The sequence below is a fragment of the Saccharothrix lopnurensis genome, from assembly GCF_042658445.1.
Taxonomy (GTDB): Bacteria; Actinomycetota; Actinomycetes; order Mycobacteriales; family Pseudonocardiaceae; genus Actinosynnema; species Actinosynnema lopnurensis.
On sequence record NZ_JBHSQO010000002.1, the window covers coordinates 321,780 to 341,662 of the forward strand.

21 protein-coding genes and 1 tRNA gene are annotated in these 19,883 nt (G+C 73.4%); 12 read left to right on the forward strand and 10 right to left on the reverse strand.

The window, feature by feature from the left end:
* Positions 1-62: 62 nt before the first annotated feature.
* From ACFP3R_RS03610 to ACFP3R_RS03630, 5 genes are all read left to right on the forward strand, one after another.
* On the forward strand, positions 63-605 hold the full coding sequence (locus tag ACFP3R_RS03610; RefSeq protein WP_380632750.1) for a hypothetical protein: 543 nt from the start codon (positions 63-65) through the stop codon (positions 603-605).
* Between the two features lie 29 nt (positions 606-634).
* Entirely contained in the window at positions 635-1,396 is a 762-nt protein-coding gene (locus ACFP3R_RS03615) for a YcnI family copper-binding membrane protein (RefSeq protein ID WP_380632753.1), read from the forward strand.
* Positions 1,393-1,938: a copper resistance CopC family protein gene (locus ACFP3R_RS03620; protein WP_380632754.1), complete on the forward strand. Its 546-nt coding sequence runs from the start codon at positions 1,393-1,395 to the stop codon at positions 1,936-1,938. The genes ACFP3R_RS03615 and ACFP3R_RS03620 overlap by 4 nt, the downstream gene beginning before the upstream one ends.
* Positions 1,935-2,957, forward strand: a complete 1,023-nt coding sequence (locus ACFP3R_RS03625) for a copper resistance D family protein (RefSeq protein ID WP_380632755.1) — start codon at positions 1,935-1,937, stop codon at positions 2,955-2,957. Before ACFP3R_RS03620 ends, ACFP3R_RS03625 begins: the two co-directional genes overlap by 4 nt.
* Before the next feature lie 266 nt (positions 2,958-3,223).
* Positions 3,224-3,853 carry a Rossmann-fold NAD(P)-binding domain-containing protein gene (locus ACFP3R_RS03630; RefSeq protein WP_380632758.1) on the forward strand — a complete coding sequence of 210 codons (630 nt, stop codon included), beginning with the start codon at positions 3,224-3,226 and terminating at the stop codon, positions 3,851-3,853.
* Between the two features lie 36 nt (positions 3,854-3,889).
* Here ACFP3R_RS03630 and ACFP3R_RS03635 read toward each other — a convergent pair whose 3' ends face one another.
* The 3 genes from ACFP3R_RS03635 to ACFP3R_RS03645 form a co-directional block, all read right to left on the reverse strand.
* Entirely contained in the window at positions 3,890-4,162 is a 273-nt protein-coding gene (locus tag ACFP3R_RS03635) for a hypothetical protein (protein WP_380632760.1), read from the reverse strand.
* 107 nt (positions 4,163-4,269) lie between these two features.
* Positions 4,270-5,160, reverse strand: coding sequence for an aminoglycoside phosphotransferase family protein (locus ACFP3R_RS03640; protein ID WP_380632840.1), 891 nt, complete (start codon positions 5,158-5,160; stop codon positions 4,270-4,272).
* Positions 5,161-5,176: 16 nt separating this feature from the next.
* The gene (locus ACFP3R_RS03645; protein WP_380632843.1) at positions 5,177-6,502 is read right to left on the reverse strand and encodes a helix-turn-helix domain-containing protein; all 1,326 of its coding nucleotides are present in this window, start codon (positions 6,500-6,502) and stop codon (positions 5,177-5,179) included.
* A 273-nt stretch (positions 6,503-6,775) separates the two neighbouring features.
* Between ACFP3R_RS03645 and ACFP3R_RS03650 the strand changes: the two genes are divergently transcribed.
* Positions 6,776-7,096 carry a hypothetical protein gene (locus tag ACFP3R_RS03650; RefSeq protein WP_380632762.1) on the forward strand — a complete coding sequence of 107 codons (321 nt, stop codon included), beginning with the start codon at positions 6,776-6,778 and terminating at the stop codon, positions 7,094-7,096.
* Positions 7,097-7,109: 13 nt separating this feature from the next.
* Complete coding sequence (locus ACFP3R_RS03655) at positions 7,110-7,472, forward strand: hypothetical protein (protein WP_380632765.1); 363 nt, start codon at positions 7,110-7,112, stop codon at positions 7,470-7,472.
* Positions 7,473-7,821: 349 nt separating this feature from the next.
* Here ACFP3R_RS03655 and ACFP3R_RS03660 read toward each other — a convergent pair whose 3' ends face one another.
* The 3 genes from ACFP3R_RS03660 to ACFP3R_RS03670 are packed head-to-tail and all read right to left on the reverse strand — an operon-like array spanning position 7,822 to position 11,080.
* Positions 7,822-8,607 (reverse strand): SDR family NAD(P)-dependent oxidoreductase, encoded by a 786-nt coding sequence (locus ACFP3R_RS03660; RefSeq protein ID WP_380632768.1) that lies wholly within the window; start codon positions 8,605-8,607, stop codon positions 7,822-7,824.
* Positions 8,608-8,624: 17 nt separating this feature from the next.
* Entirely contained in the window at positions 8,625-9,812 is a 1,188-nt protein-coding gene (locus tag ACFP3R_RS03665; protein ID WP_380632851.1) for an MFS transporter, read from the reverse strand.
* Between the two features lie 47 nt (positions 9,813-9,859).
* A complete protein-coding gene (locus ACFP3R_RS03670; protein WP_380632770.1) occupies positions 9,860-11,080 on the reverse strand; it encodes a family 1 glycosylhydrolase in 1,221 nt (406 codons plus the stop codon).
* Between the two features lie 117 nt (positions 11,081-11,197).
* Here ACFP3R_RS03670 and ACFP3R_RS03675 point away from each other — a divergent pair, with 117 nt between their 5' ends.
* A complete protein-coding gene (locus tag ACFP3R_RS03675) occupies positions 11,198-11,833 on the forward strand; it encodes a TetR/AcrR family transcriptional regulator (RefSeq protein WP_380632772.1) in 636 nt (211 codons plus the stop codon).
* A 9-nt stretch (positions 11,834-11,842) separates the two neighbouring features.
* Here ACFP3R_RS03675 and ACFP3R_RS03680 read toward each other — a convergent pair whose 3' ends face one another.
* Positions 11,843-13,024 (reverse strand): amino acid deaminase/aldolase, encoded by a 1,182-nt coding sequence (locus tag ACFP3R_RS03680; RefSeq protein ID WP_380632774.1) that lies wholly within the window; start codon positions 13,022-13,024, stop codon positions 11,843-11,845.
* Positions 13,025-13,085: 61 nt separating this feature from the next.
* On the opposite strand from ACFP3R_RS03680, the gene ACFP3R_RS03685 reads away from it, so the two are divergent.
* Positions 13,086-14,363, forward strand: a complete 1,278-nt coding sequence (locus ACFP3R_RS03685) for a D-arabinono-1,4-lactone oxidase (RefSeq protein WP_380632777.1) — start codon at positions 13,086-13,088, stop codon at positions 14,361-14,363.
* A gap of 19 nt (positions 14,364-14,382) precedes the next feature.
* Here ACFP3R_RS03685 and ACFP3R_RS03690 read toward each other — a convergent pair whose 3' ends face one another.
* From ACFP3R_RS03690 to ACFP3R_RS03700, 3 genes are all read right to left on the reverse strand, one after another.
* Entirely contained in the window at positions 14,383-15,018 is a 636-nt protein-coding gene (locus tag ACFP3R_RS03690) for an SDR family oxidoreductase (RefSeq protein WP_380632779.1), read from the reverse strand.
* Between the two features lie 15 nt (positions 15,019-15,033).
* The gene (locus tag ACFP3R_RS03695; RefSeq protein WP_380632781.1) at positions 15,034-15,651 is read right to left on the reverse strand and encodes a hypothetical protein; all 618 of its coding nucleotides are present in this window, start codon (positions 15,649-15,651) and stop codon (positions 15,034-15,036) included.
* A 765-nt stretch (positions 15,652-16,416) separates the two neighbouring features.
* Positions 16,417-16,502: transfer RNA gene (locus ACFP3R_RS03700), tRNA-Leu, on the reverse strand.
* Positions 16,503-16,617: 115 nt separating this feature from the next.
* Here ACFP3R_RS03700 and ACFP3R_RS03705 point away from each other — a divergent pair.
* From ACFP3R_RS03705 to ACFP3R_RS03715, 3 genes are all read left to right on the forward strand, one after another.
* Complete coding sequence (locus ACFP3R_RS03705; RefSeq protein WP_380632785.1) at positions 16,618-17,808, forward strand: DUF3662 and FHA domain-containing protein; 1,191 nt, start codon at positions 16,618-16,620, stop codon at positions 17,806-17,808.
* Positions 17,809-17,988: 180 nt separating this feature from the next.
* Positions 17,989-18,450, forward strand: a complete 462-nt coding sequence (locus ACFP3R_RS03710) for an FHA domain-containing protein FhaB/FipA (RefSeq protein ID WP_380632786.1) — start codon at positions 17,989-17,991, stop codon at positions 18,448-18,450.
* Positions 18,447-19,883, forward strand: coding sequence for a PP2C family protein-serine/threonine phosphatase (locus ACFP3R_RS03715; protein WP_380632789.1), 1,437 nt, complete (start codon positions 18,447-18,449; stop codon positions 19,881-19,883). The genes ACFP3R_RS03710 and ACFP3R_RS03715 overlap by 4 nt, the downstream gene beginning before the upstream one ends.

Genomic DNA, 19,883 nt, shown 5'->3' on the forward strand with positions numbered 1-19,883 from the left:
CAAACCACCCTTCGGCGGCATGGGCTCACGCCGGCGGGCCCCGACCTCCTAGGCTCTGGGGCGTGACCAGACGGCCTGCCCCGACCCGCTTCGCGCGGGCCGTGCTGCTGGCCGTCACCTCCGCGGCGCTGAGCGTCACCGCGCACGGCGCCGCGGGCGGTGAGCTCACCGAGTTCGCGGGCGCGCTGCCGCTGACGCTGCTCATCGCGTTCGCGGGCACGGCCCTCGCCGAGCGGGGCCGCACCCCGTGGACGATCCTGGCCACGCTGGGTCTCGCCCAGCTCGCGCAGCACGCGTTGGTCAACCTCGGCCACCAGGCCCACGACCGGTCCGGCCCCGGGTTCGACCCGGTGGCGATGACCGCCGCGCACGCGGTCGCCGTGCTGCTGACCGGCCTGCTGCTGGCCCACGCCGACGCCACGCTGCGCGCCCTGGCCACGGCCGCGGCCAGGCTGCTGCCGGTGCTGCCGGCGGTGCTCGCACCGGTGGAGCCGCCCCGGCCGCCGGCCCCCGTCCCGGTGCCGGACCGGCTGGTGTCGGTGCTGCTCAGGCGCGTGCACGGCCGCCGCGGACCACCACCGCTCCTGATCCCCCGAGTCCCCTGACCCTCCGGTCCTCCAGGAGCAACAACTCCATGTCGACACATCGTTCCGCGTTCGCGAAGGCGGGCGCGGCGCTCGCCACCGCCGGTTTCCTCGCGCTCTGCACCGCCGGCGTCGCCTCCGCGCACGTCACGGCGTCCACGCCCGCGCCCGCCAAACAGGGCGGCTACAGCAAGGTGACCCTGCGGGTGCCCAACGAGCGCCCCGACGCGGGCACCGTGAAGCTCGAACTGACCCTGCCCGCCGAGTACCCGCTGGCCTCGGTCAGCACCAGGCCCGTCCCGGGCTGGAAGGTCGAGGCGGTCAAGGAGAAGCTGGCCACGCCGGTGGAGAGCCACGGCCGCCAGGTGACCGAGGCCGTCCGCACGGTGGTCTGGACCGCCGAGCCGGGCACCCGCATCGAGCCCGGCCAGTTCAACGAGTTCGACCTGTCCGTCGGCCCGCTGCCGGACAACACCGAGCAGCTCCTGCTGCCGACCAAGCAGACCTACGACAGCGGCGAGGTCGTGGACTGGAACGCCCCGCCGCCCGCCGAGGGCGGCGAGGAGCCGGAGCGCCCCGCGCCGGTGCTGAACCTGGTCGCGTCCGACGGCGACGACCACGGCACCGCCACCACGGCCGCCGAGGCGTCCACCGAGACGTCCTCGGAGGACGGCCACGCCACCGCCGCCGGCGCGACCGACGACACCGCCCGTTGGCTGGGCGGCGCGGGTCTCGCGGTCGGCGCGCTCGGCCTCGGGGTCGGCGCGGGCGCCGTGCTGCGGTCCCGCCGCTCGGGCAAGCCGACGGCATGAGGCGCGTCGTCTCGCTGCTGCTGACCGGCCTGGTCGCGGGCGCGGTGGTGCTCGGCACCGCCACGCCCGCGCTCGCCCACAACGTGCTGATCAGCAGCGACCCGAAGGACGGGTCGTCGGTGGAGGCCGGTCCGGCCGCGATCACGCTGACCTTCGACCAGCCGGTGACCGGCGGGGAGGGGTTCAACACGATCAGCGTCACCGGGCCGGAGGGCACGCGCTGGGAGGCGGACGGCGAGCCGACGGTCAAGGACACCTCGGTCACGTTCCCGCTGCGCCCGCTGGGCCCGGCCGCCGAGTACGCGGTCAGCTACCGGATCCTGTCCGCCGACGGGCACCCGGTCAGCGGCTCGCTCAGGTTCACCCTGAGCAAGGCCGGTGACGGCACCCCCGCGCCCGCCACCACCGGGTCCGCGCAGGGTTCGGCGCCGGAGTCCGGTGGCGGTGGCGGCCTGCCCATCTGGGTGTGGATCGCGGGTGCCGTGGTGCTGCTCGCGGGCGGGGTGTTCTTCGCCCTGCGGGGCGGTGGCGAGCAGCGATGACGGTGAACCGGACCACCGCTCCCCCCACCAGGTACTGGGTCGTCGGCGGGCTGCTCGCGGGCGGCGTCGCCGGCGTGCTGCTGGGCCTGTGCCTGTCGACCACCCCCGAGGTGGTCGGCGTCGCCGAGCCGGGAGCGGTGGTCCGGTTCGGCCACCCGGTCGTCCGGGTGCTGCTGGACCTGGCCGCCACGATCGTCGTCGGGCTGTCGCTGCTGCCGAAGCTGCTGGGCTTCAGCCGGCCCGCCATGACCGAGCCGGTGATGCGCCTGGCCCGGCCGGCCGCCGTGGTAGCGGCGGCGGTGTGGGCGTTCACCGCGCTGCTGTCGATCGTCATCAGGGCCTACGAGACCAGGCCGGACGTCGAGCTGACCATGACCATGGTCGTGGACTACGTGCGGCGGGTCGGCGCCGGGCAGGGGCTGCTGTTCAGCGCGGTGTGCGCGCTGGTCTACCTGTGGATCGGCGTGCTGGCGGTGCGCAAGGGCGAGTCGGTGCCCGCCGAGCTGCGCATCCTGATCGCCATGTTCGGCCTGCTGCCGCTGCCGGTGACCGGTCACGCGTCGAACTGGAAGTACCACGACTACTCCATGATCTCGATGGAGCTGCACATCCTGGGCGCGGCCGCGTGGACCGGCGGGTTGGCCGCGCTGGTGGTCCTGGTGGCGCACCGGCGCGGGCTGCTGGCCGAGGCGCTGCCGAAGTTCTCCAGGCTGGCGACGGTGTCGCTGGTGCTGGTGTCGGTGACCGGGTTGTTCAACGGGGTGCTGGAGCTGGCGCTCAACCCGGTGATCACGCTGCCGGGCTCGCTGTTCACCACGTCGTACGGGTTGGTGCTGGTGGGCAAGGTGGTGTGCGCGGCGGGGCTGGCGGTGCTGGGCGCCCGCATCCGGTGGCGGCTGCTGCCCCACATCGCCCAGCACAAGCCGACCGCCGTGGTGGGGTGGGCGGCGTTCGAGCTGGTGGTGATGGGGGTGGCGTTCGGGTTGGCGGTGGTGCTGTCGCGGGCGCCGGTGGCGTGAGCGGGGCTGGTCGCCACCGCCTTTTCCCCACGGAGAGCCCGGTCAGGGCGCGGAGCCGTGAGACGGGTGGGAGCAGGTGTTCCAGCACCCGGTGGCCGATCGAGGTGCGGACGTTCGAGCCGGGCCGGTGACGTCGGCGAGGCGCTGCGCTCGAACGTGGTCATCCGACGGCGTGGGAGGCGATCGCCGAACCCAACCACGGCGACGCGCGCTTCGACTGGACCGACCGCGAGACCTGGGCACCCGCGCTGGAGGGCGTCGAGCGCGTGTACCTGATGGCGCCGCACGAACTGCCGGTCGAGCCGGACTTCGTGCGCGAGGCCGTCGAGCGGGGTGTCCGGCGGCTGGTGCTGCTGTCCAGCCGGGGCGTCGTGGAGATGCGGGACGAGCGGTTGCTCGCGGCGGAGGCCCTGGTCTCGGGCTCCGGCGCGGACTGGACCGTGGTGCGGCCGGACTGGTTCGACCAGAACTTCGACGAGGGGTTCTTCCGGCCCTCGGTGGTGGCGGGCGAGCTGGTGCTGCCGCTGGGCGACCACGTGCTGGGGTTCGTCGACGCCGACGACATCGCGGCGGTGGCCGTGCGCGCGCTGACCGAGGACGGGCACGAGGGCCGCACCTACGAGCTCAGCGGGCCGGAGCTGCTGTCGTTCCCCCGGGCCCTGGGCCTGATCACCGAGGTCACCGGGCTCGACGTCCGGTTCCGGGGCACGGCGGACGACTACCGGGAGGTGGTGCCCGCCGACCTGGCCGACGCGCAGGTCGCGGCCTGGGAGGCGTGCGGCGACTCGGAGCTGACCGACACCGTCGAGCGCGTCACCGGCCGGCCGCCGAAGGACTTCCGGCGGTACGTCGAGCAGGCGTGGGAAGGGGGCGCGTGGCGGGAGGGGCGTCGGTGAGTGGCCTGTTCAGCGCGCCGAGCTGCGTTCGGCGCCCTAGTCGGCGATCAGTCGCCGTGAAGGATCGGCGCGCAGTTTGGTGAGCTCGGTCACTGCTCGGCGGCCGCGCCGGTCCAGTTCGGCGGCGTCGATCCAGCCGTTGGCGAAGTAGCGGTAGTCCTGGGCGAGCTTGACCAGTTCGGCCAGGTAGTCGGCGGAGCGGCGGCGGCGCTGCTCGTCGAACGAGGCGAGCAGCGGCAGCTGGGTGTCGACGACCTCGTCGATCAGGCGGGCGGCCTTGAGGGCTCGTCTCGCGCGCCGGCGCTTCACACCCGGCAGGTTTCCGACCACGTCGCCCCCGTCCCGCAATCCCGTCGTTGCCTTGGTCGCACCACGGGCCACGAGCGTTACCGGTTCGTTCCCCCACGCCCCCGCCTTCAGCGGTATGGCGTCCAGGGCGTCGTGGTGTCGCCCGCGCGCAACGCCTTGAGCCGGGCCTTCAGCTCCGGGCCCACGTCGGGGTGGCTGCGCATGATCGGCAGCACGCTGGTGGTCAGCTTCAGCTCCCTGACCTGGCGCAACACCTCGAACCCGGCCCACCGGACGACGTCGAAGCCGTACTCGTCGGCCAGCTGCCGGTACCACTCACCGGAGTGCCCGAAGCGGGCGACGCCGACCGGCAGGGTGCTCAGGTCCCACTCGCGCGGACCGATGCTGGTGGAGTCGAAGTCGCAGATCACCGGCCCGGACGGGCTGGGGATGAGGTTGCCCAGGTGCGCGTCGCCGTGCAGCACGCCCTGGGGCAGCACCGTCCGCAGGTCGACCAGGCGGTGCTCCAGCTCCGCGACCCGGTCCTCCAGGAACCGGCGGTCGTCGTCGGCCAGCTCCTCGGCGTCGGCGATGCGCCTGCGCACGTCGTCCAGCGGCGCCCACCGGGGCAGGGCGAACCCGGGTTCGGGCAGCGCGTGCACCTGGCGCAGCACCCGCCCCAGGTCGCGGCCGTCGACGGGAGGGCCGGACGCGGGCACGGTGTGCCAGACGGTGGCCAGGTGCCCGTCCACGGCCAGCGGCTGGAGGACGTCCTCGACCAGCCGCACCGCGGGCACGTCGTGGGCCGCGAGCCACCGCGCGACCTCGACCACCTTGCGCGCCCGGTGGCGCAGGTTCATCGACCCGACGATCCGCACCACGACCCGGTCGCCGGGCAGCTCGAACACGGCGTTGCTGGTGAACTTGACCAGCCGCGCGCCCCGGTGCGACAGGCCCAGCCGGTCGCACAGCCGCCGCAGCACGCCGGTCAGCGCGGCGTGGGTGAACCTGCCGTCCAGGTCCGCGCGCCGCGGCTCAGGCAGCGCTGTCGCTGCCGGTGAACCTGGCGACGCGTTCGGCCAGTTCGCGGGCATTGGGGTTGTTCCGGCGCTTCTCGGCCTCGTGCAGGAGCGGCTTCATCCGGTCCTTCGTCCGCACGGACTTGAGCCCCTCGGACAGGTCGATGGCCTGCCGCCCGAGGCGGGCGCCGTGGTCGATGTCGCCGTCGAGCAGGTGGTTGATCGACAGCGAGGTGAGGTTGAACGACCGGCTGCGGCTCATGTCCTCGCCGTAGCCGCTGATCGCCTTGGTCAGGGCGGGGATCGCGGTGCGCGTGTACTTCTTCGCGTCGACCATCTGCGCCAGTTCGGTGTGGACCGTGCCGATCATCGCGGACAGGTCGTTGGAGTCGAAGAACTTGGCCCAGGCCGGCGCCTCGCCGATGTTGGCGCGGGCGAACTCGTCGCGCGCCCGGCCGAGCAGCTTGAGCGCCTGGTCGTCGGAGCCCATCTTCGCGTAGGCCCACGCCTCGTTGGCGCACAGGATGCCCACCGCGAGCTCCGAACCGGAGTTCTGCGCGGCCAACTGGCCCAGCTGGAACACCTTCAGCGCGTCGTCCGGCGCGTCCTGGTGCAGGTAGACGCGGCCCATCCGGTACAGGATGTTGGCGACCAGCTCTTCCTTCTTGCCCTGCTTCGCGAGCCCGAGCGCCTGGCCGAAGTGGTTGCGGGCCGAGTCGTACAGGCCGGTGTCGAAGGACGTCCAGCCGGCGAGGTTGTGCAGGTCGGCGAGGGCGACGTAGAGGCGCTCCTTGACCAGCTCGCTGGCGTTGGCGCCGAGCATCTGCTGGCCCCACGAGAGCTGGGCGACCACGGCGTCGCGGCACGAGCCGCCGCCGTACTGGTAGTCGAGCGTGCGCAGGGCCCGCGTGGCGGCCTCCACCTGCCGGACGTCGGTCATGCCGATGCGTCCGGGGGCCGGTGTCTGCGCGGGCGATGAAGCCCAAGACCCGGAGTCCGTACCGAACACGGCCGCGCCCACGGTGATGGCGGCGGCGTGCGCGAGGAACTTCCTTCGCTTCACCGACTCGTCCTCCTCAGAATGGGGTGCCTCCGCCGTGGCGGCCACCCGCACTGCCGTGGCCTCGTCGTAGGCGAGGCCCATGTATCCCCTGGGGACACCCAAGCCCTGGGCGATCCGCGCGAGGACGTCGTAGGCCATGACCTGGCGTCCCTTGAGGATCTCCGAGACCTCGGACTGCGACTGGCCCGTCAGCGCCGCGATCTGGCGCTGCGACACGCCGTGCCGGCGGAGCAGCCGGTAGACCGTGCTGATCTCGCGCCTGGCCAGCGCGTCCCGCATCTCCTGCTGGTCCCAGACGTCTGGTGTAACAGGAGAGCTCGGCGAACCGATGGTGTTCAATTGCGCCCCCTCACAGTCCTTTGGGCGTCAACGGCAGAGTAGGGGACTCCCCCAACCCCGAGAAGTACCGATCGGTGAGGCTGATCGGCCCTGCCGAACTCCGCTGACCGTTCACCGTGGATCGACCACCGGCCAGCGCTGTGACGTCCCGCTCCGACCCCAATCATCGCAATCTGGGTTCCGGTGAGCGAACGAGCACGGAGAGGAAACGTCGTGGAGCTGTTCGAGCGGGCGATGACCACCCCGGGTCGATCCGCGCGTGCCGCCACGACGTCCGCCCCGGCCCCGGCCCCGGTGCCCACGCGAGGGCCGGCCGACGTCGGCTCCGGGTGGCGCGGCACGACCGGGCAGCGCCACTGGTGGCGGGTTCGGTGCAGTGACGTGGTCGACCGGGAGCGCTGCCTCACCGTGCTGGTCGACCGGGGCCGCGTGGTCCTGGTCGGTCCGCCCGGCGAGACGGCGGTGCTGTCGGCCGATCAGCTCGTACAGCTCAGGGCCGCGCTACGCGAGGCCGCCGAACAGGCGGAAAGGTGACGGTGACGTTTCGGTGGACGAGATCCTCGGACAGGTTCTTCGCAACGCGGTGTGGGAACGCCTGGACCTGCTCACCGAGCTGGCCAACGAGGCCGACGCCCCGTCCCTGCTGTCGGTGGCCCGCTCCGAGCTCCCCCGGCTGACCGAGGGGTGGCGGGCCCTGCTCGCCGCGCACGAGCCGGACGAGAAGGGCAACTGCCCCGAGTGCTCCGGGCGGTGGCGGCAGCAGAAGAGCCCCTGCTCGGTGTGGCGCGCCGCGTACGAACACCTGGTCGCGGGCGGTTTGGCCCCGCGCCCGGCTCGGCACCTCCGCTCGGCGCCGGTGACGCCTCCCGTCACCCGGTCGCGCCGCGGGGTGATCGCCCGAGCCCACTGACGGGCGGACCCGACCTCGTCGTTCCCCCGACGCGACCAGGTCGAGCACCCGCCTACTGGCCGGCGGTCCGGGACGTGCGAACCCCCGACCGCGACGAACGGACCGCCGGCCGGCCGAAAAACCACACAACTCAACAGACATCCGCGGGCCGGTGTTGTGCTCACCTTCCCTCCCCGACCGGCACTGGTCCGCGGGCACCACATCGGCCCCGATGTCCGCACCTCCCGCGCGGACATCGGGGCCGGTTCCACGTCCGGCCGGTTCGTCGGTGGACGAAGTTGTGGTTTCGGTGCGACGAGCGACCGTTTTCGAGCGACGGGCGGTCGCGGCGTCCCGCGATGCGGGAGCGCTAGCGGTGGGTCCCGGTGCGCCAGGTCAGGTACGAGGTCAGGCGGGGGAACAGCCGACCGCCCACCTCGAACGCCTTCAGCTGCCACGGGAAGACCACCTCGTCGCGCTCCCGCTCGACCGCCCCCGCGATCCGCGCCGCCACCTGCTCGGGTGACGCGGTCGGGATGAGCCGGGCGACGACCGGGATGCGCTCCTCCGCGCCGGGGTTGTTGGCGAAGTACCGGCTGCTCACCTTGCCCGGGATCACCTCGGTCACGCCGACGCCCGTGCCGCGCAGGTCGAGCCGGAGCGCGGCGGTGAGCCCGCGCAGGGCGTAGCGGGAGGCGGCGTAGCCGGTGGCGCCGGGGATCGGCAGCCGGGACACCGGCGAGTTCACCACGACCACCCGCCCGCTGCCGCGCGCCCGCATACCGGGCAGGAGGGCCCTGGTCAGGTGCAGCGCCGCGCCGAACGGGAGGGCGATCATGCCGGCCAGCTCCACGGCCGGGGTGTCGTCGAGGAACAGCCAGCGGCCGACGCCCGCGTTGTTGACCAGCACGTCCGGCGGCCCGTACTCGCGCAGGACCCGGGCGGCGAGCGCGGCGACCTGGTCGACGTCCGCGAGGTCGGCGGGCAGCGCGGCGGCGCGGCCGCCGGTCGCGGTGATCCGCTCGACCTGCTCGTCGAGCGCCGCCGCGCCGCGGGCCACGAGCAGCACGACCGCGCCGCGGTCCGCGAGCGCCCGCGCGGTCGCCAGTCCGATGCCCTGCGACGCGCCCGTCACCAGGACGGTCCTGCCGGTCACCCTCACGCCTGTCCCCCTCACGCCACCGAGCGAACCCGGGTCACGAACGCGGCCGCGCACAGCGTGGCGGCCGCCGAGGCGGCGAACAAGCCGCGGTAGCCGCCGAGCGCGCCGAGCAGCGCGGTGGCCAGCAGCGGGGCCACGACCTGCGGCAGCGAGTTCGCGATGTTGAGCACGCCCAGGTCCTTGGCCCGGTCCGACGCGGCCGGCAGCACCTGGGTCAGCAGGGCCAGCGCGACCGCCCAGTAGCCGCCGAACCCGAGGCCGAGCAGCGGGGCGGCGACCAGCGCCGCCACCCACGTCGGCCAGGCGACCAGCAGCAGCGCCGCCACCACCATCACGCCGGCCGCCGCCAGCACGTAGGGCCGGCGGCGGCCGGTGCGGTCCGAGTGCGCGCCGAACCACCACGCGCTCGCGGCCAGCGCGACGCCGTAGAGCAGCATCAGCACCAGCAGGCCGTCCTCGGGCGACGGGTGGCGCACCACGTCGTCGAGGAAGTACAGCAGGTACAGGGTGCCGAACGCGTTCCCGAGGTTGATCATGAAGTGCGTGCCCCACGCCCAGGCGAAGTCCGGGTGCGCGCGCGGCGAGACCCACAGCTCGCGCGGGCGCAGCGGGGGCCGGTGGGCCACCGGCAGCCGCGCGTCCGGCGTGACCAGCACGAACACCAGCGCGCCGACCAGCACGACCGCGGCGCACGCCAGGTAGCCCGCGCCCAGGCCGGTGACCAGCACGGTCACCACGACCGCGCCCAGCACGGTGCCGAGCATCTGCGAGACGCCGACCAGCCCGCCGACCCTGGCCCGCTGCCGCACCGGCACCCGGTCGGGCACCGCGGAGGTCAGCGAGGCGAGCATCCCGTTCAGGCCGGCCTGCACCAGGCACCACCCGAGCGCCACCACCGCGACCGACCCCGCCGCGACCGACCCCGCCGAGGCCAGCACGACCAGGCCGACCGCGCCGACCAGCGCGCCGGCCAGGGTCCACGGGTGCCGCCTGCCGAACCGGGAGGTGGTGCGGTCCGAGGCCAGGCCGACCAGCGGGTTCGCCAGCAGCGCCACCACCGCGCCCACCCCGGTGACCAGCCCGAACACCGCCTCCTTGGCCCCGGCGTCGAGCAGTTCGGCCTGGCGCGGCAGCAGCACCTGGATGGGCGCGTAGACGGCGAGCCACAGCCCGAGGTTGGCCAGGAACAGCCATGCCATCCACGACCGGCGGACCGGGGTGACCGGCTCGGCCAGCGCCTCGGTGCTCACCGCCGGACCCGATCGCGGTACCACCCGAAAGAGGCGCGCGGGGTGCGCTCCAGGGTCTCGTAGTCGACGTGGACCAGGCCGAACCGCTGCGAGTACCCGGAGTCCCACTCGAAGTTGTCCATCAGGGACCACACGAAGTAGCCGCGCGCGCCGGCCTCCAGCGCGGCGTCCGCGTGCGCGGCCAGGTACCCGATCCGCTCGGTGTCCTCCGGCGAGTGCTCGTAGCTGCACCCGCTCTCGGTCACGTAGATGGGCGGCAAGTCGACAAAGCGATTCCGCAACACGGAGATCATCTCGGTCAGCCCGGCGGGCACCACCGGCCAGCCGAACCCGGTCCGCGGGTACTCGGGGATGTCGACCAGCTCGAACGGCAGCGGGTTGCCCGGCGAGGGGGCGCGCACCCGCGTCGGGTTGTAGTAGTTCACCCCGTAGAAGTCGAGCGGCGCGGACGTCACCGCCAGGTCCCCGTCCCGCACGGGCATCCGCTCGGCGAGCCGGTCGGGGTAGCGGCCGGCCAGCAGCGGGTCGGCGAACAGCCAGTTGTGCAGGTCGGCGTAGGCGTCGGCGGCCGCCGGGTCCCCGTCCGCCCAGACGGGCGTGTGGTTGTTCGCGGTCCCCACGGCACGCGCCCCGGCCGCGCGCAGCGCCCCCACCGCGAGCCCGTGCCCGAGGTTGAGGTGGTGCGCGGCGGGCAGCGCGTCGAACAGCAGCGACCGGCCCGGGGCGTGCTGCCCGATCGCGTGACCCAGCAGGGTGACGATGGCCGGCTCGTTGACCGGGATCCACATCGCCACCCGGTCGACCAGCCGGTCCGCCACGGTGGTCGCGTAGTCGGCGAAGCGCCGCGCGGTGTCCCGCTCCAGCCAGCCGCCCGCCTCCTCGACCTCGACCGGGGTGTCCCAGTGGTACAGCGTGACGACGGGCGCGATGCCCGCGGCCAGCAGCTCGTCCACCAGCCGGTCGTAGAACCCCAGGTCACCGGCCAGCACGCGGGGCCAGGAGATCGAGAACCGGTAGGCGCCCACGCCGAGCGAGCGCAGGAGGGCGACGTCCTCGCGGTAGCGGTGGTAGTGGTCGCAGGCGACCGAGGCGTCCCGGCCCCCGAGCGCGGGGAACGCGTCCCACACCGACGGCCGCCGGCCCGCCGCGGTGAACGCGCCCTCGACCTGGAACGCCGACGTCGACACACCCCACAGGAACCCGTCGGGCAGGGTCACGCGCGCCTCCAAACATGAAAGTGATTCGGATCGTAGGCGTGTTGCGCCGCGAAGTGAAGTGCGGAAGCCCGTGAACGGGCACTATGGAAGCCCGCAGTCCAGCCCGCAGGAGTCGCCGTGACCAGTACGACCCCGCTGCGCCGCCAGCCGGTGCAGCAGCGCAGCGCCAAGCGCGTCGAGCGGATGCTCGAAGCCTGCGCCCAGCTCATCGAGGAGGTCGGCTACGACGGGGTGACCACGACACTGATCGCCGAACGCGCGGGCGTGGCGGTCGGCTCGCTGTACCAGTTCTTCCCGGACAAGCGGGCCGTCGTGCAGGCGCTGACCCTGCGCAACCTGGAGAAGTTCATCCAGACGGTGGACGGCAGGTTCGGCTCGACCACCCTGGAGCACTGGTGGGACGCCGTCGACTCGATCTTCGACGTCTACGTCCAGATGCACCGCGAGGTGCCCGCGTTCTCCCGGCTGCACTTCGGCGACGTGGTCGACATGCGGCTGCTGGACGACCGCCGCGACAACAACACCGTCATCTCCGACCGCATCTCCGAGATGATCTCGACCAAGTTCGACATCCCGCTCGACGAGATCCAGCTGCCGATCTCGATCGCGGTCGAGGCCGCGGACGGCGTGCTGAACCTGGCCTTCCGCCGGGACGCCGCGGGCGACCCGAGAATCCTGGACGAGGCCAAGGTCCTGGTCCGGGGCTACCTGTCCACCCGGATGCCCGACCAGCCGGACACCCGACCGGCCTGATGCGCCCGACTAGCCGAAGCACCGCCCCTCGCCCCGGTAGGTGGGCACGGTCCGCTCGACCACGTCACCGCGCACGAGGTGGTAGTGGGTGAACCGCTCGGCCAGCTCCCCCGCCTTGGCGTGCCGGAGCCACACCCGGTCGCCGGGGCGCAGCGAGTCCGCCGCCCGGCCGACGACCGGGGTCTGCACCTCGCCCGCGCCCTCCAGCGGCAGCAGCCTCAGCCCCGCCGGCAGGTAGGGGGTGGGCTGCCGGTCGGCGGTCGCCGTGCCCGACGCGACGTACCCGCCCGCGAACAGCGTGGCCACCCCGGAGGCCGGCCGGCGCACCACGGGCAGCGCGAACAGCGCCGCGGGCCTGGGCCGGAACCCGCGGTAGCCGTCGAACAGCGTCGGCCCGACCAGCCCCGACCCGGCGGCCAGCTCGGTCACCGACGGGTCCGCGGCCGTGACCTCCAGGCTGCCCGTGCCACCCCCGTTGACGAACTCCAGCTCGGCGACCCGGCGCACCGCGCGCACCGCCGCCGCGCGCCGCTCGACCAGCTCGTCCCCCGAGTGCCGCTGCATCCAGCGCAGCACCGCGCCGCGCAGCGGCCGGCCCGGCGGCCGGTCGCCCAGCCCGGCGATCTGCCCCTCGTAGGCCATCACGCCGACCAGCCGGAACCCCGGCCGCCGGACGATCTCCGCGGCCAGCCGGCCCGCGTCGCGCGCGGTGTGCACGGGCGAGCGCCGGGGCCCCACGTGCAGGCCGGGCACCGGGCGCCAGGACACGTCCAGCTCCAGGCAGACCCGGATCTCGGGGTGGCCCGCGCTCAGCGCGGCCCGCACCACGTCGAGGTGCTCGACCGAGTCCACCACCACGCTGACCCGCGCCCGCGCCCGGTCGTCCGCGGCCAGCCGGCGCAGCGCCTCGGCGTCCACGGTCGGGTAGGCCACCAGCAGGTCGTCGGCCAGGTCCTCGTCCGACAGCCACAGCGCCTCGGGCAGCGAGTAGCACATCACCCCGGCGTACCCGGGCCGCGCGAGCACCCGCTCCAGCAGCGCCCGCACCCGCACGGACTTGCTGGCCACCCGGATGGGGCGACCGCCGGCGCGGCGCACGAGGTCGTCCGCGTTGTGGTCGAAGGCGTCCAGGTCCACGACCGCGAACGGCGGGTCGAACCCCTTGGTCGCGGCATCAAAGGACGTGCGCATGGCCTTACGGTACTTGAAAGGTGAAAGCCATTCACCTACGGTGACACCCCGGAGGTGGGCATTGGGGACCCCGTGGACCAACTGGGCGCGCACGGCGTCCGCGAACCCGCACCGCGTGGAACGCCCGGCGAGCCGGGACGAGCTGGCCGAGGTGGTCGCGGGGGCGTCCGCCGTGCGCCCCCGCGGCAGCGGGCACTCGTTCACCGCCATCGCCGCGGCGCCCGGCGTCGCCGTCGACCTGGTCGACTGGACCGGCGTCACCGAGGTGGCCGGCACGCTGGTCACGGTCCGCTCGGGCACCACGTTGCGGCAGCTCAACGCCCTGCTCGACGCCCTCGGCCTGGCCCTGCCCAACCTCGGCGACATCGACGCCCAGACCGTCTCGGGCGCCATCTCCACCGGCACCCACGGCACCGGCGCGCGGCTGGGCGGCCTGGCCACCCAGGTGGCCGCGCTCGAACTCGTCCTCGCCGACGGCACGGTCACCCGCTGCTCCCCGGAGCAGGACCCCGACCTCTTCGCCGCCGCGCGCGTCGGCCTGGGCGCGCTGGGCGTGATCAGCACGATCACCCTCCGGTGCGTGCCCGCCTTCGTGCTGCACGCCCGCGAGTCACCCGCGCGCCTCGACGCCGTCCTGGAGGAGTTCGACCACCTCACGGCCACCGAGGACCACGTGGAGTTCCACTGGTTCCCGCACGCCGACCGGGTGATCCTCAAGCGCAACAACCGGACCGGCGAACCGGCGGCGCCCCTCTCGGCGGCCCGCCGCTTCTACGAGTACGAGGTGGTGGAGAACGGCGCGTTCGGCCTGGTCTGCCGCCTGGCCAGGGCCGTGCCGGCGACCACCCGGGCGCTCAACCGCGTCTGCGGCGCGCTGGTCTCCGAGCGCGTCTACCGCGACGTCTCCCACCGCGTGTTCGTCACGCCGCGCCGCGTCCGCTTCGTCGAGACCGAGTACGCCGTGCCCCGGGCCGCCCTGCACGACGTGCTGCGCGAGCTGCGGGCCGTCGTCCCCCGGCTGGACCACGGGGTGATCGTGCCGGTCGAGGTCCGGGTAGCCGGGGCCGACGACATCTGGCTGTCCACCGCGCACGAGCGCGACACCGCCTACGTCGCCGTCCACCAGTACCTGGGGATGCCGTACCGGCGGTACTTCGACGCGTTCGAGAGGATCGCGAACTCCGTCGGCGGCCGCCCCCACTGGGGCAAGGTGCACTCGCTCACCGCCGACACCCTGCGCGAGCGCTACCCGCGCTTCGACGACTTCCGCCGCGTCCGGGACCGGCTGGACCCCACGCGCAAGTTCACCAACGACCACCTGGCCCGGGTGCTGGGCTGAAGGACCCGGGACTCGGGGGCTAGAACGCGTCCTCGACCGGGACGTCCCCGGAGATCAGCTCGTACGTGCGCCGCACCGTGCCCGGCCGGTCCAGCAGCGCCACCACCACGGCGGCCACGTCGCCGCGCGGCACCGACGACCCCCGCAGGGGCTCCTCGGCCAGCCGCACCAACCCGGTGGGCTCCTCGTCCGTCAGCCGGCCGGGGCGCAGGACCGTCCAGTCGAGGTCCCGCTCCCGCAGGTCGTCCTCGGCGGCGCCCTTCGCCCTCAGGTAGGCGTCGAACCCCTCGTCCCCCGTGGTCCGCCCGATACCGGAGCTGCTGATCTGCACGAACCGCCGCACACCGGCCCGCTCCGCGGCGTCGGCCAGCAACGCCGAGGCGCCCCGGTCGACGGTGTCCTTGCGCGCCGGCCCGCTGCCCGGCCCGGCGCCGGCGGCGAACAGCACCGCGTCCGCGCCCGCCAGGTGCCCGGCGACCGAAGCGACGTCCGCCGCCTCCAGGTCGCACAGCACCGGATTCCCACCCGCGGCCCGCACATCGGCGAAGTGCCCGGGGTTGCGCACCAGCGCCACGGCGCCGTCACCCCGCGCCGCCAACAGCCGCTGCGCCAACAACGCGATCTTGCCGTGCCCGCCCGCGATCACCACCAGCATGGGAACGACGGTAGATCAGGACGCGGTCGCCAGCACCTGCTCGTAGACCAGTTCATTCACCCAACGGGTGGTGGCGGTGTCCTCGACCGGCACGGTCTCGTTGCGGCCGGCCACGTCCGTGGACAGGGTCAGGTCCTCGTCGGCCAGCAGGACCGACACCCCGTGGCGCCGCACCCGCGGCAGGCAGTTGGCCAGGTAGTCGTGGGTGAACGCGACCGAGGCGGGCAGCACCGCGGCGGCGTTGCCGAACCGCGCGAACGGCACCGCCGAGGCCAGCGCGGTCCGCCAGTGGCGGGCCACCGCCAGCACGCCCACGATCCGCACCGCCGTCGGCGGCACCCGGCCGTCCATCTCCGGCCACACCCAGGTGGACACCGTGGTGCGGTCGGGCTCGGGCCCGGCGCCCACGCACACCCGCTCGGCGTGCGCGTCGGCCAGCAGCTCGGCCACCACGATCACGCGGCGACCCATGAGGACCATCTCCGGCAGCACCACGCCGTGCCAGCCGAGGCGGACCGCCGCCGCGGCGGCCAGCTCCTCGGCGGAGCCGGGCAGTTCGGGAACGGGGATCGCGGTGGCCGACAGCGCCCGTGCTTCACCGGTGTCCGCGATCCGTGCTGGGGTGCTGCTCACGCCAGGGCCTCCTCGGCAACCACGGCGGGATTCCCCGCCGCGTTTCGACTCGTGCTCTGGACAAGGCGTACCAGGTCACCCCTACCCCGCTCCCGGCTCGACGGCGCTCCTGCGATCGGCGGCGTCGAGCGGTCGGTAACCGGTCGCCGGGCGTCCGGCCGACTTCGGTCCGGCGGTGCTGCCGTCTGGGTGACCCCCCGGACCCCGGCACCCTCGAACCGGTGCTCAGAGTGTGCGTGCGACGCCTGGAACGCCCTCCGGAACGGGCGCCGAACCGGCCCCGCGAACCGCATCGCCGACCGCTCGCCGCACCAGAACGACCGACCAACCCCGCCCCAGGCACGGCCGCGACCAGCGGTTGTGTCCCGGCTCACACGGTTCGGCCCGAGCCGGCGCGACCCCTGCCGGACCGCCCCGACCGACGCCGGACACGGCCTCCGCGCAGCCGCACGGGAGCACCCCCGGCAGCCCGACCGACACCGGACCCGCCCTCGCCGCGAGCACCCGGGAACGCAGCCGGCGGCCCGGCCGGCCGGGGTCGGTCAGGGTCGGTCGGGCGATTGCGCCATCCCGAAGTGGAGTAAGGCGCGTCACACACTCCGCGATCTTCGGGGGTGGACCGCCGGTCCCGCCACGGACGGACGCCGCGAACCGGGTGAACTCACTGGGCCGAGCGAGTGATGTAGCTCACCGCCGACGCGGGGCCCGGGGAATGATGGTGGAAAAGCAGCAGGGCCCCGCGGGTGAACCACGGGGCCCTGCTGCTGGTGGGCGAGGGGGGAGTTGAACCCCCACGTCCTTTCGGACACACGGACCTGAACCGTGCGCGTCTGCCATTCCGCCACTCGCCCTGGCGACGAGAGGAACCCTAGCACGGCCTCCGACCGAGTTACCAATCGCCCCGTGTACGGGTACCCCACCCCGGATACGATCGGTAGTAGAAGTCGACCGAGTCGGAGGGTTGCCGTGGGCCTCGTACAGCGCTTCGAGCGCCGTCTCGAAGGCATGGTGGGCAATACCTTCGCGCGCGTGTTCGGCGGCAACGTCGTCCCGCAGGAAGTGGCCCAGGCACTACAGCGGGAGGCGGAGGGCAACATCCGCGAGTTGGCGGGTGGCAGGTTGCTCGCACCGAACCACTTCAAGGTCCTGCTGGGTCCGCAGGACCACGATCGGCTTGCCGGGGACGGCCAAGATGAACTACGCATCACCCAGCTTCTCGGGGACTCCATCCGGGAGCACCTGGAGGAGAGCGGATGGGATACCTATGGTGACGTCGTAGTCTCCCTGGAGCGCTCCGACGCGCTGCACACCGGACAGTTCCGAACCAGCTCGTCCGTCGACCCCGACGTGAAAGTTGCCAGCCGACGGTCAGCACCACCTCGCACTGCAGGAGACGGATCCATGAGCCAGCCTCCCGGCTACGGACAAGGACAGGGCCAGCCCGGCTACGACCCCTACGCGCAGGGCGGCTACGGCCAGCAGGGCTACGACCAGCAGCAGGGTTACGGCCAGCAACCGGGCTACGACCAGCAGCAGGGTTACGGCCAGCAGGGCTACGACCAGGGCTACACCGGCCAGCAGCAGCCCGGCTACGACCAGGGCTACGGCCAGCAGCAGCAGGGCTACGACCAGGGTTACGGCGGGCAGCAGCCGGGTTACGGCCAGCAGCCCGGCTACGACCAGGGTTACGGCCAGCAGGGCTACGACCAGGGCTACACCGGCCAGCAGCAGCCCGGCTACGACCAGGGCTACGGCCAGCAGCCGGGTTACGGCCAGCCGGGCTACGACCAGGGCTACGGCGGCCAGCAGGGCTACGGCGACCCGACGCAGGGCTACGCCCCGCCGGCGGTCCAGTCGGGCCCGCGCCAGCTGAGCGCCACGCTGCACCTGGACGACGGCTCGAACCGCACCTACAACCTCAAGCAGGGCGGCAACGTGGTCGGTCGCGGCCAGGAAGCCGACTTCCGGCTGCCCGACACCGGGGTCTCCAGGAGGCACCTGGAGATCACCTGGGACGGGCACAGTGCCATGCTCGCTGATCTCGGTTCGACAAACGGCACCACGGTGAACGGCACACCGGTGCAGACTTGGCAGCTCGCGGAAGGCGACGTCGTCCGCATCGGCCACTCCTCGCTGGTCTTCCGCACCCAGGGCTGACCGGCCGACCCCGACCGGCCAGAGCCGACCGGCCGGGGTTGTTCGACCGGGGGCGTTCGGCCCGGGTCCGACCGACCCGGGATGATCACCCGGGAGCCGACGGGTCGATCCGAGCACGTCTCGGGTTCCGACGTGGCGTGACGGCACTCAAGGCACTCAAGTCAGGAGCGGTTACAACCGGTGCCAGAGCTGGTGATGCAGCTGACCAGAGCGGGTTTCCTCATCCTGCTCTGGTTGTTCGTGTTTGCTGCGCTTCGAGTGGTCCGCTCCGACCTGTACACGGCGTCGGGGCTGCGCGTCCCGACGCCGAAGTTCGGCAGGGGCGAGAAGAAGGGCGCCAAGGGCGCGAAGGCCGCCCGGCAGCTCGTCGTGACGCACGGCGCGCTGGCGGGCACCCGGATCTCCCTGGACGGCAGGCCGATCATGATCGGCCGCGCCGACGACTCCACGCTGGTGCTGGACGACGACTTCGCGTCGACCAGGCACGCGCGGCTGTCCACGCGCGGCACCGACTGGTTCGTGGAGGACCTGGGGTCCACGAACGGCACCTACCTCGACCGGGCGAAAGTCACGGCCCCGACGCGGGTCCCGCTCGGCTCCCCGATCCGGATCGGCAAAACGGTGATCGAGCTGCGCTCATGACCCTCGTCCTTCGATACGCGGCCCGCAGCGACCGTGGCCTGGTGCGCTCGAACAACCAGGACTCCGTGTACGCCGGCCCCCGCCTGCTCGCGCTCGCCGACGGCATGGGCGGCCACGCCGCCGGCGAGGTGGCCAGCAAGGTGGTCATCGCCGCCCTGGCCCCGCTCGACGACGACGAGCCCGGTGACGACCTGCTCGGCCAGCTCCGCGACGCGGTGATCGCCGGCAACGGCGCGATCTCCGAGCTCGTGCAGAGCGACCCCGACCTGGACGGCATGGGCACCACGCTCACCGCCGTGCTGTTCGCGGGCACCCGGCTGGGCATGGTGCACATCGGCGACTCCCGCGCGTACATGCTGCGCAACGGGGCGTTCGCGCAGATCACGCACGACGACACGTTCGTCCAGTCGCTGATCGACGAGGGCCGGATCACCGAGGAGGAGGCGGCCACGCACCCGCAGCGCTCGCTGCTGCTGCGCGCGCTGACCGGCCACGAGGTGGAACCCAGGCTGATGGTGCGGGAGGCCCGGCCGGGCGACCGCTACCTGCTGTGCTCCGACGGCCTGTCCGGCGTGGTCACGCTGGAGACGCTGGAGGAGGCCATCCGCATCCCGGACCCGCAGGCGTGCGCGGACCGGATGATCGAGCTGGCGCTCAAGGGCGGCGGTCCCGACAACGTGACGGTCGTGATAGCCGACGTGGTCGACGTCGACTTCGGGGACAACGCCCCGATAGTGGGCGGCGCGGCCGGGGACGGCAGCGAGGACCCGCCACCCCCCGACTCCCCCGCCTCGCGGGCGAGCTCCATCACCGGGCCGAGGCCCGTGCCGCAGCGGGTGGACCCGCCGCCGGCGCAGCAGCCGGACCCGCGCCGGTCGCGCGGGTCCAAGCTCAAGGCGCTGGCGCTCGTGGTGTTCCTGCTGCTGATGCTGGCCGCGGCCGGCCTGGCGACCCGCTGGTACGTGCTGCGCCAGTACTACGTCGGCGTGGGCGACAACAGCGAGGTCTCGGTCTTCCAGGGCGTCACCGGCAGCGTGTTCGGGTTCGACCTGCACCGGCTGGTGGAGGGCTCGTGCCCGCCCGGCGCGCAGGCGTGCGAGGCGATCACCGTCGACGACCTGAAGGTCTCCGCCCGCGACGTGGTGCGCAACGGCATCACCGACGTGGACGGCCTGGACGGCGCGCGCGAGGCGATCCGCCGGCTGCGGACCGAGCAGACGCTCCAGCTCTGCCCGCCGGAGAGCACCGCGACCACCGGCGCCACCCCGACCACCACCACCCCGACGACGACCACCCCGTCCGCCGGCACGACGACCGCCAACCCGGACCAGTCGGCGACCCAGGCGGCGCCGCCCACGTCCACCACCCCGGAGGGCACGCCCCTCGCCACGCCCGCGCCGAGGCCGGGTACGGACTGCCGGAAGGGTCAGTAG